Consider the following 17,142-nt stretch of genomic DNA (forward strand, 5'->3'; position numbering starts at 1 on the left):
ACCACCGCGAGTATTACCATACTTAATTCCAAGATCTAAACATATTTGACGACAACTTCTAGTTCCTGAAATATAATCTTTTGATGCCTTGATTTTATCTTCAAAAGAATATTTATATTGTCTTCCCATAAAAAATACCTCCAAAGTAGATTTTGGTTATTTACCATGTCTACTTTAGAGGTATCATATCACAATTAGTGCAGCAGCTTTCTTAATTTATTTCCAAAGTAAGTTTATTATTTAATAATTGTGATGTGTTTTTAAATATATTTAATGCAATATCACAATAGTTGCCTAAGTATTTTTTACTTTTATTATAATCATTCCATACAATTTTAAGTGGTAATGGAGATATTTCTAATAAACAATCATTTAGTGCATCAAGATTATTGCCATAATAACTTGGAAAATTCAATTTTTCCTTAATAATATTATGAAAAATTTCTTTGGTTTTAAAGTCTTCACCATTAAAATATATAGTATTCATAACCTAAAACCTCCATTAATAGTACTTAATAAAGGTTTTATAATGATCAGAAGTACCGTAAATTAATCCATCATTAGAAAATACTAGTCTGTCACTACCACGGGAACCACCATTATAATTTATATCACATTCAGTCCAACTACGTCCCTCTTTATTAGGTAGAGCGTTTTCATAATTACCAAAATGATCTCCACCAATACTTTTGTTAGGGGCGTATTGATGGAGGTCTTCTCCAGGAGACCAACCAAGATTCATAGCTTCTTTTTTTGTTATGAAATTATCTGGTAATTTATTATATTTATGAATATAATCTGCTACCTCTTGAAAGCCGTTAAGGTTATTTTCATTTAGGGTATTAGAATTATTTGATACCTTATTATTAGCAGTACTTTCAATAGTAGTAGTAGTATTTTTGAAATGATCTAAAATTTCAGGAGATACAAAGCCAAAACCAACAGCTAATACTAATATTGAAAAAATAATTGCAGATAATTTATTATTAAATTTTTTCATTATATCACCTCAATAATATATTATATAGATTGTATTGATAATTATAAAGAACAACTTTCAAAATGAGAAAAATTATTATATAATAATTTTCTAATTGGAGGTGACAATTTATGATTAAGTACTTCAAAGATAAAACCTTTAAGATGGCTGTATCAGCAACAATAGCTATTATTATTGCAAATGCAATGAACTTACATTTTTCTGTGACAGCCGGGATAATTGCTATTTTAAGTGTACAAGATACAAAAAAGGAAGCATTAAAGGTGGCAGGAAGAAGAGTTATAGCTACAACAATAGCGATATTATTATCTTTTGTGTTATATATTATTTTAGGAAATAATCCAGTTATTTTTGGGATTTTTCTAGTTATTTTTATACCTATAACAAAGTATTTAAAAATAGAAGATGGTTTAGTAGTAGGAGCAGTATTATCAACGCATTTATTAACTAGTTCAAATATTAATCTTTATTGGATTTTAAATGAAGAGACGCTTACAGTAATAGGAATAAGCATTGCTATGGTATTTAATTTATATACAGAATCATTAGAAGATATATTTGAGATAAAGAAAGAAGAAATTGAAGAAAGTTACAGAAGGATATTGTCTGATATGTCAGTAACATTGATAACACGTACTGTACCAATATATGAACAGAAACTTTTTATAAATACTGAAAAGTTGATTAATGAGAGTAAAGTAATTGCTAAGAATATAAATGATAATTATATTTTAAAAAGTAATTATTATTATATAAATTATATAAATATGAGAACTATGCAATTAGATACAATAAGAAGAATGAAGAAACATTTTTTAAGATTTAATATGACCTATGAACAAACGGTTATATTGTCAAGATTTACAAAAGATGTTGCAAAAGAAATATATGAAAATAATGATTGCATTAATTTGATAAATAAATTAGATTCATTAAGAAAAACTTATCAGGCTATGGAGTTACCAAAAACTCGTGAAGAATTTGAAAATAGAGCATTACTATTTCAATTTCTTAATGATTTGGAAGAATTTTTAATTATTAAGAAAGAGTTTATAGAATCTAATTAGTATCAGTAAATGAAATGAGGGGGTTTAGATGGATTATATATTAGAGATAGCAAAGTTAGGTACTATAATAATAATAGGATTAATAGGAGCATTTTTAGTATTTGGATTTATTATAGGTGAAATACAAAAGGAGAGTAATAAGTATATAGTTAGAATATTTGGTGAAAAAGGAATTTTTATTGTACATGCTATAGGTACTCCAATTCATGAATTGAGTCATCTATTAATGTGCTTGTTATTTGGTCATAAGGTTAAGGAAATAAAACTTTTTAGACCTATAGCGTCTAAAAGTGACGGAGTGCTAGGTTATGTTAAATCTAGTAGTAATACAAAAAATATATATCAGAATATAGGAAATTTTTTTATTGGAGCAGCACCTTTGTTTATAGGAGGTGTGATTATATTTTTAGCAATGTTTTTATTTTTGCCAGAAAGCTTAAGGATAGTTCTGGGTTCTTCATCATTATCAATTAAATTGATAGTTAAAACGATATTTTCATTATATAATATAAAAACAATAAGATTTTGGATATTTATATTTATAACTATTGGAATAAGTACAAGTATGTCTCTAAGTAAGGAAGATATAATGACATCAAAAAGAGGTGCTTTATATTTAGCTATATTAAGCTATTTTGTTGCTTTTGTAATTATAGTATTTAATATAAACACAGTGGCAATTTTTAAGTTTTTAAAAGTATATAATTATATTTTTATATCTATATTTTTAATAGGAACTATATCATCTATATGTACGTTTCTTTTGGTTAAAATAATAAGTTTCATAAAATTTTAGTATGAATAAAGCTGTTGCACTAATAGTAGTGTGGCAGCTTTTTTATATGTATACAAAGCACGGTTAATTGTAAGGTACTAGTTTAGTTATATTAAAAAATTAAAAATTTATTAACATAGAGAGCTGAGAATAAACATATATGGAAAAATATGGTAAAATATATATTGAAATTATAAAAGTAAAAGGGGAGTAAAGTGGAAGAGAGGATTTTGTATGATTTAACACCAGCACAAAAGCTAATGTATTATTCAGTAAAGTATTCGCTAAAAAAGAGTGTTGTAAATATAGGCGCTTCAATTTGGATAAAGGATAAAATGGATATACCTTTGCTGAAAGAAGCTATATATTTAGCAATATTGAGAATGGATGCATTAAATATTAGATTAACAGAAGAAGATAATATAACAAAACAGTATATATACATGGGAGAACCAAAGGAAAGTATAATTTATGATTTTAGTATGTTAACTACAGAAAAAATTGATAAGAAATTAGGAAAATGGACTAGAAAAACAGAGAAATATATGGATAGTGACTTGTATGATATTGCTATAATAAAGGCGCCAAAAGATGAAACTATTATATATCTTAAAGTAAATCATATTATTATGGATGCATGGGCATTAACGGTATTTACAAGAGATATTTTAGATATATATATAGGAATAAGAGACAATAAGCCATTACCAGAAGCTCCAGCATCTTTTGTAGATCTTATTAAGAACGATTTAATGTATATAGAATCTAAAAAAAGAGAAAAAGATTATGAGTTTTGGAAAAAGGTATTTGAGACACCACCTACTTATGCAGCAATTACTAAAGAAAATGTTGGCAAGCCATTTAGAAGGCTTACTTTAAGCTCAAAATCCAAGTTAAAAGTAATAACATTAGAAAAAGAAAAAGTAGCTAATATCAAGGAATTTTCAAAGAAAAATCGGATATCACCTCAAATATTATTTTTATTAGGAAGTCAATGCTATATTTACTTATTAAACAATAAGTATGAATCTATTGTAAATAATGCATTAGCAAGAAGATCCACTTTTAATAGTAAACGAGCAGGGGGAATGATGGTAAATTCCTTGCCATTTAAGGTAACATGTTCAAGGAATGATAGTTTTATTAATACTTGTAATAAGCTTATGATGGATCAGATGATGCTATTTAAACATGGAGATTTTTCTTATCAAGATATTATGATGTATGTAAAAAAGAAATATCCAGTTGAAAATACTGCTTATAGTTATAGCGATATGTGTTTTACTTATCAATTAGCAAAGGTTAATTCTGCAAGCAATATAAAATATGATATTAAAAATTATAGTAATGGAACTTCAGCGATGGGACTTTATTTAACTATTATGGATATTAGTGATGAAGGCACATTAGATTTTTTATTTGAATATACAATATCAGTTGTTAAAGAAGAGAATGTTGATGAAATTTATAAACTTATGATAGAAGTAATTGAATTAGGAATTAGTAGCCCCGATGCTTCTATTGGAGAAATATTAGATTTAGTTAAAGGGGGGATGAGTTAAATATGGTTGAAGAAATCATAAACGAATTAGGGGATTACAAAGATATATTAATAGATTGTAGTAATAAATATAAGGATAAAGTTGTATTTTATGAGAAACAAGGTAAAGATAGAGTTCCCTATAGTTACAAAGATTTACAATGCGATGTTTTTAGCTTAGGGACTATGATGTTAGAGATGGGATTAAAGGATAAACATATTGCGATAATTGGTGAAAATAGCTATAGGTGGATTATATCTTATCTTGCAATAATTAATGGAGTGGGTGTAGCGGTACCATTAGATAAAGAGTTAGGGGAAAAGCAATTAGCACAGCTTATGGAAAAAGCGGATATCTCTGTAGTTATTATATCTAAAACTTTTTTGTCTTCTGTAGAATATTTCAACAAAAATGTCCAAGGTTTACAATGTTGCATATGTATTGAGGAAAATTCCTATGGATATGATGATATTGAATCTCTTGTTAGAAAAGGTAAAGAGTTGATGGAAAAGGGAAATAACTCATATATAGAAAGTAAAGTTAATATTGATGATTTAAATGTAATAATGTTTACTTCGGGTACTACTGGTGCAAATAAAGGGGTAATGATAAGTCAAAGAAATATATTAAGCAATATTATAGATATGGTAGAAGTATTTCAAGGGTATGATACTGTATTGGCAGTTTTACCATTTCATCATGCATATCAAAATATATGTGGTATATTGACTACTATAAAATTAGGAATGACTATTTTTATCAATGATAGCTTAAAACATTTATCTAAAAATATTAAGGAGTTTAAACCAGATGCAATGATTTTAGTTCCTTTATTTTTAGAAACTATGTATAGAACTGTAGAAGTAGAAGTTAAGCGAAAAAAGTTAGAAGGAACTTTTAAAAGATTAATAAAACTAAGTAATGCATTATTGAAGGTTCATATAGATTGTAGAAGAAAATTTTTTAAAGATATTATAGATAGTTTCGGTGGTAAATTAAAAATTATAATTAGTGGTGGTGCTTTTCTTAGAGAAGATTTAATAAGGAAGTTTCAGGATATTGGAATAAATATAGTAAATGGATTTGGAATTACTGAGTGTACACCAGTAGTTAGTGTTAACTTTGGTAAAAATCTTAATTCAATTGGTAAACCGTTATCAAGGGTAGAGATATCTATTTTAAATCCAGATAAAGATGGTATTGGTGAGATATTAGTACGTGGTGATCATGTTATGTTGGGTTATTACAAAGATAATGAAAGTACAGAAGAATCTTTTGTTAAGGGATGGTTTAATACAGGAGATTTAGGCTATATCGATGATGATGGATATTTGTATATAACAGGGAGAAAGAAGAATTTAATAGTGCTAAGCAATGGTAAAAATGTAAATCCAGAAGAGTTAGAAGAGTATATACTTGAAAATATTACTTATGTGAAAGAAACATTAGTTTATAGTACTAAAAGTAAAAGTGGTAGTGATATTATTGTCGCTTCAGCTTATATAAGTAAGGAGTATATTTCAATAAAAGGAATGGAAAATGTTAAAAAAGATATTGAGGATGATTTAAGAAAGATAAATTGTAAATTGCCTTCGTTTAAGCAAATACAAAAGATTTATATTAGAGAAGAAGAATTTGAAAAGAATACATCAAAAAAGATTATAAGATCTAAATTTCTTGAGGGGGTTGATAAGGTTGGAATATAAAATTAAAGAAATAATTGCAAATTATTTAGGAATGGAGGTGAAAGATATAGATTTAAAGATGGATATAATAGAAGATTTAGGCATTAACTCTTATGATATTGTAAGTATAGTAGGGAATTTTGAAGATGAATTTGATATAGAAATTCCAGAGAAAGATATAAGGATGTTTAAGACTATAGAAGATGTAGTTAATTATTTTTTAGACAAGGAAGAAATATAATTTGAAATTAATACATGAGGTAAAGAGGGGATTGTATGAAGGATTTTGTAATCTTTAAAGATGTTTATAAGAGGTATCAGATGGGTGAAGTTACTATCAATGCAGCAAATGGAGTAGATTTTGCTGTAAAGGAAGGAGAATTTGCTGTAGTAGTTGGACCTAGTGGAGCTGGGAAAAGCACAGTATTAAACATACTTGGCGGTATAGATCAGTGTGATGGAGGAGAAATATATGTTGGTGATAATCATTTAAGTGATATGAGTAAAAAGGAGATAGTTTACTATAGGCGATATGATATTGGATTTGTTTTTCAATTTTATAATTTGATACAAAATTTGACTGCAAAAGAAAATGTGGAAATTGCAGCACAGATATGTAAGAATCCAATGGATGCAGAAGAAGCATTAAAAAGTGTTGGGTTAGAAGATAGAATGGAAAACTTTCCATCACAATTATCAGGAGGAGAGCAACAAAGAGTAGCAATCGCTCGGGCATTAGCTAAAAGACCTAAGTTGTTATTGTGTGATGAGCCAACGGGAGCACTTGATTATCAAACTGGTAAAAATATTTTAAAACTACTCCAAGATACCTGTAGAAAAGAGAAAATGACAGTAGTATTAGTTACTCATAATCAAGCAATTACCCCAATGGCAGATAGGGTGATTTCTATGAAAAATAGTAAGGTAGAATCTATTATAAAAAATGAGCATTTAACTTCTATAGATGATATTGAATGGTAGGGAGATGAAGTTAGATGAATAATTCATTATTTAAGTTGTTTATAAGACAGATAAAAAATACAAAAAGTAGATTTATATCTATTATGGTAATTGTAATTCTAGGTGTAGGCTTTTTTGTTGGGGTAAAAGGAGCTAGTCCTAGTATGAAATACTCAGCAGATAAATTTTTCAAAGATAATAACTTAATGGATTATAAGATTATGTCTAGTTATGGATTTAGGAAAAATGATATAGATGAATTGAAGAAAATGGATAAGATAAAATCAGTAATGCCATCATATTCTTCAGAGTTGCTAGTAAGTTCTAATGATACAGAAGTAGTAGTTAAAGTTCATTCTATACCAAAAGCTTATAGTAATGAAAAAGTAATTAATAAAGTAAATGTCGTGGAAGGTAGATTACCTAAAAAATCAGGTGAATGTGTTCTTGGAAAAGATGACTATACATTTAAAAATTATAAAATAGGAGATAAGATAAAAGTAATACCGCCTAATGAGAATGAAAAAATTGAGGATATTTTAAAAATTGGAGAATATACGGTGGTTGGTTTTATAGAAAGTCCTCAATACATTTCCTATGACAAAGGTGTAAGTACTATAGGAAATGGTAGTGTAGCTTTTTATATGATGATATTACCAGAGGATTTTAGTTATGAAAGATATACAGAAGTTTATTTAAAATTTAATACAGAAGGAAAATATCAATCAGTTTTTGATGAAGGTTATAAGAATGATATAGAAAAATACAAATCTGAAATTGAAAAACTAGGGGATAAAGCCTTAAAGGATAATTATAATGAAATTGTTAAGGAAGCAAATAAGCAATTGGATGATGCAGTTAGGAAATTACAAGGTGAAAAAGATAAGGTAGAGAAGGAGATAAAAGCTGCAGAGGATAAAATTGCAGAGGGCAAAAAGGAGATAGATAATAAACAAGCATTATTATTAGAAGGAGATAAGAAGCTTAAGGATAGTTTTACAAAGCTAGAGAATAGTAAGTTAAAAGTAAAACAAGGTGAAAAGTCATTAGCAGATGCAATAGAAAATTATAATAGACAAATAGAAGATGGTAAAAATCAAATAGAAGATGGCAGAAGACAATATACCGAAAAACTAAATCAATATAATATTCAGTATGAACAATTTAAAATTATGAAGCTAAAGGTTGAGGAAACAATTAATGAAAGTAAGATGCAGTTAGCTGAAGAAAAGAAGGTTATTGAAGCATTACAAAGTTTGCAAGATAGATTGGAAAAAACGCAACAGTTAACTTGTACTATTGTTGATGATGTTGCTGAGAAAATTAAGATTAAGTATCAACTTACAGAAGAACAGATTGAAGTCTTGGATAATATTACATCAGAGATAAAAATAGCTATAGAGGATAACAAGTTAGTTGAAGAGGCAATTGAACCATTAAAGAACAAAATTGAAGAACTTACTAATAAGTATAATGCAGATATGGATAAGATTATTGCTGCAGAAAAGCAATTACAAGAAGCTGAAGGTAAGTTTGCTGAAATGAAAAGTGTACTAGATCAATTAGATTTGAAATTACAAGAAGCTGAAAAAGAGCTAGAGAATAAAAGGGCATATGGAGAAGCTGAGATAGAAAAGTCAAAATTAGAAATAAGTAATGGAAAAAATCAAATTGCAAATGGAGAGAAGGAATATGCAAATGGAAAGTTAGAATTAGAAAAAGGTCGCACACAGTTAGAATCAGCGAAAAATAGCATTAAAATTAATGAAGATAAACTGAAACAATCTAAAAATGATGCGGATAAAAAATTTGCATTAGCAGAAGATGAAATTGATCAAAAAAAGAAAGAATTAAAAAATATGGAGATAGGTAAGTGGTATATATTAACTAATGAAGATGATACTGGTTTTACATCATTTGCACAAGATGCAGATAGAATTGATGGAATAGCAACAGTGTTTCCGTTATTCTTTTTTATAGTGGCAGCGCTTGTATGTTTAACTAATATGACTAGAATGGTGGAAGAAGAAAGAACAGAAATTGGTACACTGAAGGCATTAGGATATGAAAATAGGAGTATAATTGCTAAATATTTCTTTTATGCTTTAGTAGCAGCTATTGCTGGTAGCGTTATAGGAATAGTTGGTGGATTAGTTACATTGCCTAGAACTATATTTAGTGCTTATGATGCAATGTATAAGTTACCGCATTTTTATGTAAAGTTAGATTTTCTCGTTATAATCATTGCAATTTTAGGAGCATTGCTAAGTACATGTTCCGTTGCTTATATAGTAACTAGTAAAGAATTGATATTAAATGCTGCTACATTGATGAGACCAAAGGCACCAAAGAAAGGTAAACGTATATTATTGGAGAATATTCCGTTTATATGGAAAAAAATTAATTTTTCCGCAAAAGTAACTATAAGAAATATATTAAGATATAAAGCAAGATTCATTATGACGGTATTAGGTGTAGCTGGTTGTACTGCATTAATATTAGCGGCATTTGGGTTAAAAGATTCTATATCTGGAATTATATCGAAACAATATGGTGAAATATTCAAGTATGATGCTATGATTAAACTAAAAAGTGATGGTACATTAAAAGAAAAAGAAAGTCTTTTAGATAATTTAAACTTAGATAAAAGATTTAAGTCAACTATGATAATTAATCAAACAATAATGGACAGTAGTAGTGAAAAGGTAAAAGATAATATACAAGTAAGATTGTTTGTACCAGAGTCAACTACTTTATTACCACAATATGTGAAACTTAAGGAATATGATAGTGGTAAAAATATAGAATTTAATGATAATAGTGTAGTAGTTACGAAAAAGTTAGCAAAGCTGTTAGATATAAAAGTTGGAGATATGATAAACATAAAAAATGATAATGATAAAATGAAATTGAAGGTTACAAATATTGCTGAAAATTATATATATAATTATGTTTATATATCACCTCATATGTATGAAAGTACAGTAAAGAAAGAGATTGAATTTAATAGTGTATTATTAAAATTTAATAATAATGAAGTTAAAGAAAGTGATATAGCGGAAGAGTGGTTAAAGAAAAGTGATGTTTTAGTTATTACATTTACTTCATATATTATAGATAGTTTTCAAGATATGATAAGTAGCTTGAACTTTGTGGTAGTAATTATGATTATTTGTGCTGCAGCGTTAGCTTCTGTTGTTCTATATAATTTAACTAATATTAATATTTCAGAACGTCTTAGAGAAATAGCAACTATAAAAGTTTTAGGATTTACAGATGGTGAATCTGCTAATTATGTTTATCGAGAAAACATGATTTTAACGGTAATCGGTATTTTAGTGGGTTTAATTATAGGAATTTTCCTAAGTAGATATATAGTAGGAACAATAGAGATGGATATTGTTATGTTTGAGAGAAAGGTAAAGATTAGTAGTTTTCTCTATGCTACAGCTTTTACATTGGTATTTTCAGTTTTAGTAAATATATTTATGTACAGAAAGATAAATAATATAAGTATGGTAGAATCTCTTAAGTCTATAGAATAGAGATAATAAAAATAAACTATCGATCTAACAATAAAAGGTTGTTAGCGATAGTTTATTTTTTATGAAATCTAATAAATATATGGACTCCAAGGACCGATGTACGTTTCTTCTCGCATATTATAATTTATACTCTCAATAATATCTTCGGCGATATTAGAACTTTTAAGATTATTAATAAATGAAGTAGAAAAAAGTTCTAGAGCTTTAGGAACAAGAGAAGATGACGAGCGGATATTTTCTATTATAGGGATATCATCATCACAATTTCTACTAGAAGATAGAATTAATCGAGCTTCATCGCAAGGCGTAGCTATAGCTTTTTCAATTGAAGCTTTAATATCATCGTTATAATTTAGTGGATAAGTAACTTCTAAAATAATGTAAAAGTTAATTATACGTGATTTTAAGTAAGGTGTCTCTACAAGAAGGTTTTTAGTATCATCATCTTGAAGAATCTCACAAGAATAGTCTTCTTTGAATTCAGGTAGATTTACAATTTTTATTGGAGTGGAGTAAATTTCTTTATCGCCAGATATGCAATGCTCCTTTTTTATTTTTTTATGACTTGAGTTTGAACTTCGAGTATCAGTTTCTATGCGAAAATTATTATAACATAAGAAAGAATCTATTTTATTTAAAGCAAGTCCAAAGTAAGCCCATGTATTTCCAAGCCATCTGAATCCTGATATAGAGTTCCTATCAATGTTAGTTAGAAAAATCCAATACTGTTTTCCGTTGCGTTGCCAAATATATATAAATTTAAACAAGCAAAAACGTATAGTGTTATTATTACTAGATTTATTATTAAAGTTGTTGTTTAGATATTGTACATTAGGATTATTTTGCTTAGGTGTAAAATTTGGAGGTGGAGAATTTGGAATACCTGCAGGATATAAGTTTCCTCCAGGGAAGTTTCCGCCAGAAGGTATTATACCGCCAGGAAGAAATGGTACTGGAGGAAAGAATCCTGGTGGATAAATGGCACCAGGATTAAAATTTAAAGTTGAAAAAGGTACTGGTGGTATTCCTAGTTGTGGGTCACGGCTATAATTAGTAAACATATTATCATTTCTATTAGACAATTTAATAACTCCTTAGTAATACTTACATAACAATATATTCGAAGTAATTAATTATATGAATAAAACTAAGATAAATCTATTATTTTGCAGCTATATGTTTATCATACCAAATATTAAAAAATATTTTGAAAGAAGCTATTAGTGGTACAGAAAAAAGCATTCCTAAAAAGCCACCTACGTTGGCACCTATTAATATTGCAAGCATTGTAAACACTGGATGAAGTCCTACACTATCGCCAACAATTTTAGGAGCTAATAAATTATTATCTATTTGTTGAACTACTATCATAGCAATGATCGCATAAACAACTTTTATTGGAGAGCCGCTTAATAGTGCAATTATTACTGCAAGGACAGTACCAACAACAGGCCCTACATATGGAATCATATTACATATACCTGCAATAGGTCCGATTACAAAAGAATAATTTAAACCGATAATTGCAAGAGCTATAGATGATAGGATTCCAACAAAAAATGCTTCTAAAAGTTGACCTCGAATGAATTTTGAAAAAACTTCATGAATAATAAGTGCTGACTTTGTTATATTTTTTCCAAGTTTACTTTCTCTAAATATGATATTGTAAATCTTTTTCCATAATGCAATAAAGTATTCTGTATCTTTAAGAAGATAGATACTTATTACTAGACCTACAAAAAATGAGGCTATACTACTTCCAAAAGATAAGATTGATGAAGTCATATTATCTATATTATTTATTACGTAATGTTGGATATCAGAAGCTATATTTAACAAATATGGTTTAAACATATCTAAAAATGGAATGTTTAAATTGTTAATAGTTTCTTTAATAGTAGTAGATGAAAATTTATTTTCGTTTATGTAATCTATAATTTGAGATACTATATTAGAAATAGTAGCATTATTAGATAATTGTCCACCAATCATAAAATATATACCATATAATAAAGCAATAAGAATGCTTAAAACAAAAAAGTAAGAAAAAATTGTTGATAAAATTCTACACTTTGAAGATTTTGTGATTTTATGTATTTTGTTATTTTTAAGAAATTTCTCGCAGGAATTTCTTATAGGATAAAGTAAGTATGTAATAATTAGCGCTATAATTAATGGTTTTATTAAAGAAAATATGTTACTAAAAATACTAAAAATAAAAGATAGTATACTGCCTATATTTGAAATAATTACAATGCCTATATATATTGATATTACAGTTATAACTATATAAAAAGCAAATTTTAATAATTTTTTATCTTCGTTAAGATTCACTATGTATCATCCCCTTACAAGATATATTTTACAATATTTTATATGATATATCCATATAACATAAAGTTAATAAAATAATAATTGTAAAAAGAAGGGGGATAATATAATGCATAGAGCACAAATCAAGATAGAATTCTAATTTTAGTTTTGTACTCTATGTAATTTAGTTTTAAGAATTTACCGCCATAATTGAATTAGTAAGTTCTCTAAATTTTTAAGAATTTCTGATGTATAGTCGTTTTTATAATTTTGCAATAATATCATCTCCCAATATGTTGTCTTAATATAGTTTGCGATAATATTTAGAATATATTCATACCTTTATGAAAGAAACATATATTTCTTAAAAATGAAATTATAATTGCAAATTATTATATTTTATCTAATATGTGAAGTTTTTATGGCATAAAAAAGTGAAATATTAATGGATTGGACAAATTAGTGATAAAAATATAAATTTACAAGTATATTTTATGTAAATGTGATATAATTTGTTTATTGTTTAAAATGTAACATGAAATAAGTGATAAAATGAGTTATTTACTTTAAGGTAGTAACTAAGATACAAGGGGGTTGCACTGAAGTGGGGCAAAAATTTAAGAAAGTATTAGTAGCCAATAGAGGAGAAATAGCAATAAGAATTTTTAGAGCTTGTCATGAGTTAGGTATAAGAACTGTTGCTATTTATACAGAAGAAGACAAATATTCATTGTTTAGAACAAAATCTGATGAAGCATATTTAATAGGGAAAAATAAAGGACCAGTTGAAGCATATTTAAATATGGACGAAATTATAAAACTTGCATTAAAGAAACATGTTGATGCTATACATCCAGGTTATGGATTTTTATCTGAAAATGCTGATTTTGCAAGAAGATGTGAAGAAGCTGGCATAGAATTTATAGGACCTAAATCAGAAATGATGGAAAGATTAGGTGATAAAATTCAATCTAAGCTAGTAGCTAAAGCAGTTGGCGTTCCTGTTATCCCTGGAGTAGAGAAACCAATTGAGACTGAAGAGGAAGCTTTAGAAGCAGCTGAGGTATGTGGATATCCGGTTATGGTAAAAGCAGCAGCTGGTGGTGGCGGAAGAGGTATGAGAATTGTTAGAAAAAAAGAAGATCTCATAACTAATTATAGAAGTGCTAAAAATGAAGCTAAAAAAGCTTTTGGTATAGATGATATATTTATTGAAAAATATATAGAAGGTCCAAAACATATTGAAATTCAAGTGTTAGGAGATAAGTATGGAAATGTAGTTCATCTTTATGAAAGAGATTGTTCTATTCAAAGAAGACATCAAAAAGTTATAGAAATAAGTCCAGCACCATCATTAGATAATGAAAAGAGAAATGAAATTTGTGCTGATGCTTTAAAAATAGCAAAATCTATGAATTATAGAAGTGCAGGGACTTTAGAATTCTTAGTTGATATGCACGGTAACCATTATTTTATAGAGATGAATCCAAGAGTTCAAGTTGAGCATACTATTACTGAAATGACTACAGGAATTGATATAGTACAAAGCCAAATATTAATAGCAGAAGGATATAGTTTGGATTCTGATGAAATTGGAATAAAGTCACAAGAAGAGATAAATCCAAGAGGATTTGCTATTCAATGTAGAGTTACTACTGAAGATCCAGCTAATAACTTTTCACCAGATACAGGTAGAATAGATGTTTATAGAAGTGGTGCTGGATTTGGTATAAGACTTGATGGAGGTAATGGATTTGCAGGGGCAATTATTAGTCCATACTACGATAGTTTATTAGTAAAAACAACATCATATTCTAGAACTTTTGAAGATGCAAGAAGAAAAGCAATTCGTGCAATTAAAGAGTTAAATATAACAGGAGTTAAGACTAATATAGATTTCTTAATAAATGTGTTAAATAATGAAACATTTAAAAAGGGACAATGTGATACAAACTTCATATCTGATAACCCTCAATTATTTGATATAAATCCAAGAACAGATAAGGAATACAGATTATTAAAGTTTATTGGAGAAAAAGTTGTTAATGAGACAAAAGGAATAAAAACAGAGTTTGATGTTCCAGTTATTCCTACAGTAGGAAAAGTTGAAAACTTAAGTGGTACAAAACAAATTTTAGACGCAGAGGGCCCTGAAGGTGTTGTAAAGTGGATAAAAAATCAAAAGAAACTTTTACTAACAGATACAACTATGAGAGATGCACAACAATCTCTTATGGCTACAAGAGTTAGAAGTAGAGATATGAAAAATATTGCAAAAGCAACAGCTGCTTATGGTAATGATTTATTTTCTCTTGAAATGTGGGGTGGAGCTACTTTTGATACAGCATATAGATTCTTAAAGGAATCTCCATGGAGAAGATTAGAATCTTTAAGAAAGAGAATACCAAATGTAATGTTCCAAATGCTTATAAGAGGAGCAAATGGTGTAGGATATAAGAATTATCCTGATAATGTAATACGTGAATTTATAAAAGAATCTGCTAAAAGCGGAATAGATGTATTTAGAATTTTTGACTCTCTTAACTGGTCAAAAGGTATTGAAGTTGCTTTAGATGAAGTTTTAAATTGCGGGAAAGTAGCAGAAGTTGCCCTTTGTTATACAGGTGATATTCTTGATACTAATAGAGATAAATATAGCTTAGATTATTATGTAAGAAAAGCAAAAGAAATAGAAAAAATGGGTGCTCACATTTTAGCTATAAAAGATATGTCTGCATTACTTAAACCATATGCAGCTAAAAAGCTTATTACTGCACTTAAAAATGAAGTGGAAATTCCAATTCATTTACATACTCATGACACTACTGGTAATGGTGTAGCTACAGCACTTATGGCAGCAGATGCTGGTGTTGATATAGTGGATACAACATTTAATAGTATGTCAGGACTTACAAGTCAACCAGCTCTTAATTCAATAGTAGCAGCATTAAAGAATACAGACAGAGACACAGGAATTGATTTAGGTGGAATACAAAAATTATCTGATTATTGGCATGATGTAAGACCTATATATAGTCAATTTGAATCTGATCTTAAGTCAGGTAGTGTGGAAATTTACGATTATGAAATACCAGGTGGACAATATTCAAATTTAAAACCACAAGTTGAAAGTTTTGGATTAGGACATAGATTTGACGATGTTAAGAAGATGTATAAGACTGTTAATAATATGTTAGGTGATATTATTAAAGTTACTCCATCCTCAAAGATGGTAGGGGATATGGCAATATTTATGGTTCAAAATGATTTGACACCAGAAAATATATATGAAAAAGGAAAGAACTTAGCTTTTCCTGATTCAGTAGTATCATATTTTAAAGGTATGATGGGTCAACCAGAGGGAGGATTCCCAGTTGAACTTCAAAAAATAGTATTAAAAGGCGAGGAACCTATTACAGTAAGACCAGGTGAGTTATTACCATCAGAAGATTTTGATAAAATTAGAAAGTATCTAAAAGAAGAATATAAGTATGAACCAACTAATAAGGATGTATTAAGTTATGCTATATATCCAGATGTATTCGAAGACTTTATTAAGTTTATTCTTGAATATGGCGATATGAGTCGTATGAGTAGTGATGTTTTCTTCTATGGATTAGCAGAAGGTGAAACAAGCGAGATAGAAATTGCCGAAGGTAAGACAATGATTGTAAAATTAATTGAAATCGGTAAGTTAGATAATGAAGGAAATAGAACATTAGACTTTGAGATTAATGGAAATAGAAGAGAAATTAAGATTAAAGATAAAACAGAAAGAATTAATAGTAATGTAGGACCAAATGAAGGACCTAAGATGGCAGATCCTTCAAATAAGCTTGAAGTAGGAGCTAGTATACCAGGAAATATTGTTAAGGTACTAGTGGAAAAAGGACAACAAGTTAATGAAGGAGACAGTCTAATAGTTGTTGAAGCAATGAAAATGGAAACAAATATTGTAGCAGCAGCTAGTGGAACTGTTGAAACAATACTAGTGGAAGAAGGACAACAAGTTAAGACTGGTGAGTTATTAATTAAATTAGTATAATAAAAGAGGCTATCGCATAATGATATGATACCTCTAAAGTAGACATGGTAAATAACCAAAATCTACTTTGGAGGTATTTTTTATGGGAAGACAATATAAATATTCTTTTGAAGATAAAATCAAGGCATCAAAAGATTATATTTCAGGAACTAGAAGTTGTCGTCAAATATGTTTAGATCTTGGAATTAAGTATGGTAATACTCGCGGTGGT

Annotated in this window: 12 protein-coding genes; 8 read left to right on the forward strand and 4 right to left on the reverse strand. The window is 28.1% G+C overall.

Features of this window, described 5'->3' with window-relative positions:
• Positions 1-211: 211 nt before the first annotated feature.
• Positions 212-487: a barstar family protein gene (locus tag KQI30_RS14910; protein WP_216464143.1), complete on the reverse strand. Its 276-nt coding sequence runs from the start codon at positions 485-487 to the stop codon at positions 212-214.
• A 15-nt stretch (positions 488-502) separates the two neighbouring features.
• On the reverse strand, positions 503-1,000 hold the full coding sequence (locus tag KQI30_RS14915; RefSeq protein WP_216464144.1) for a ribonuclease domain-containing protein: 498 nt from the start codon (positions 998-1,000) through the stop codon (positions 503-505).
• Positions 1,001-1,110: 110 nt separating this feature from the next.
• Between KQI30_RS14915 and KQI30_RS14920 the strand changes: the two genes are divergently transcribed.
• The 7 genes from KQI30_RS14920 (at position 1,111) to KQI30_RS14950 (ending at position 10,573) form a co-directional block, all read left to right on the forward strand.
• Positions 1,111-2,067, forward strand: coding sequence for an aromatic acid exporter family protein (locus KQI30_RS14920; protein WP_216464145.1), 957 nt, complete (start codon positions 1,111-1,113; stop codon positions 2,065-2,067).
• A gap of 28 nt (positions 2,068-2,095) precedes the next feature.
• Positions 2,096-2,863, forward strand: a complete 768-nt coding sequence (locus tag KQI30_RS14925) for a M50 family metallopeptidase (RefSeq protein WP_216464146.1) — start codon at positions 2,096-2,098, stop codon at positions 2,861-2,863.
• A 194-nt stretch (positions 2,864-3,057) separates the two neighbouring features.
• On the forward strand, positions 3,058-4,404 hold the full coding sequence (locus tag KQI30_RS14930) for a condensation domain-containing protein (protein ID WP_216464147.1): 1,347 nt from the start codon (positions 3,058-3,060) through the stop codon (positions 4,402-4,404).
• A 2-nt stretch (positions 4,405-4,406) separates the two neighbouring features.
• Positions 4,407-6,089 carry an AMP-binding protein gene (locus tag KQI30_RS14935; RefSeq protein ID WP_216464148.1) on the forward strand — a complete coding sequence of 561 codons (1,683 nt, stop codon included), beginning with the start codon at positions 4,407-4,409 and terminating at the stop codon, positions 6,087-6,089.
• Positions 6,079-6,309: an acyl carrier protein gene (locus tag KQI30_RS14940; protein WP_216464149.1), complete on the forward strand. Its 231-nt coding sequence runs from the start codon at positions 6,079-6,081 to the stop codon at positions 6,307-6,309. Before KQI30_RS14935 ends, KQI30_RS14940 begins: the two co-directional genes overlap by 11 nt.
• A gap of 35 nt (positions 6,310-6,344) precedes the next feature.
• Positions 6,345-7,049 (forward strand): ABC transporter ATP-binding protein, encoded by a 705-nt coding sequence (locus KQI30_RS14945; protein ID WP_216464150.1) that lies wholly within the window; start codon positions 6,345-6,347, stop codon positions 7,047-7,049.
• Between the two features lie 14 nt (positions 7,050-7,063).
• Positions 7,064-10,573: an FtsX-like permease family protein gene (locus tag KQI30_RS14950; protein ID WP_216464151.1), complete on the forward strand. Its 3,510-nt coding sequence runs from the start codon at positions 7,064-7,066 to the stop codon at positions 10,571-10,573.
• Positions 10,574-10,641: 68 nt separating this feature from the next.
• Here KQI30_RS14950 and KQI30_RS14955 read toward each other — a convergent pair whose 3' ends face one another.
• Positions 10,642-11,655 carry a hypothetical protein gene (locus KQI30_RS14955; RefSeq protein ID WP_216464152.1) on the reverse strand — a complete coding sequence of 338 codons (1,014 nt, stop codon included), beginning with the start codon at positions 11,653-11,655 and terminating at the stop codon, positions 10,642-10,644.
• 79 nt (positions 11,656-11,734) lie between these two features.
• Positions 11,735-12,907 carry an AI-2E family transporter gene (locus KQI30_RS14960; protein WP_216464153.1) on the reverse strand — a complete coding sequence of 391 codons (1,173 nt, stop codon included), beginning with the start codon at positions 12,905-12,907 and terminating at the stop codon, positions 11,735-11,737.
• Between the two features lie 583 nt (positions 12,908-13,490).
• Here KQI30_RS14960 and KQI30_RS14965 point away from each other — a divergent pair.
• Positions 13,491-16,931 carry a pyruvate carboxylase gene (locus tag KQI30_RS14965; protein WP_216464154.1) on the forward strand — a complete coding sequence of 1,147 codons (3,441 nt, stop codon included), beginning with the start codon at positions 13,491-13,493 and terminating at the stop codon, positions 16,929-16,931.
• Positions 16,932-17,142 lie beyond the last annotated feature (211 nt).

It is taken from the genome of Clostridium bornimense, from assembly GCF_018917145.1.
In the GTDB taxonomy this organism is placed as follows: Bacteria; Bacillota; Clostridia; order Clostridiales; family Clostridiaceae; genus Clostridium_AN; species Clostridium_AN bornimense_A.

Coding starts and splice junctions, on each gene's coding strand:
- KQI30_RS14910 (WP_216464143.1), bottom strand. CDS start 487: ATGAATACTATATATTTTAATGGTGAAGACTTTAAAACCAAAGAAATT.
- KQI30_RS14915 (WP_216464144.1), bottom strand. CDS start 1,000: ATGAAAAAATTTAATAATAAATTATCTGCAATTATTTTTTCAATATTA.
- KQI30_RS14920 (WP_216464145.1), top strand. CDS start 1,111: ATGATTAAGTACTTCAAAGATAAAACCTTTAAGATGGCTGTATCAGCA.
- KQI30_RS14925 (WP_216464146.1), top strand. CDS start 2,096: ATGGATTATATATTAGAGATAGCAAAGTTAGGTACTATAATAATAATA.
- KQI30_RS14935 (WP_216464148.1), top strand. CDS start 4,407: ATGGTTGAAGAAATCATAAACGAATTAGGGGATTACAAAGATATATTA.
- KQI30_RS14945 (WP_216464150.1), top strand. CDS start 6,345: ATGAAGGATTTTGTAATCTTTAAAGATGTTTATAAGAGGTATCAGATG.
- KQI30_RS14950 (WP_216464151.1), top strand. CDS start 7,064: ATGAATAATTCATTATTTAAGTTGTTTATAAGACAGATAAAAAATACA.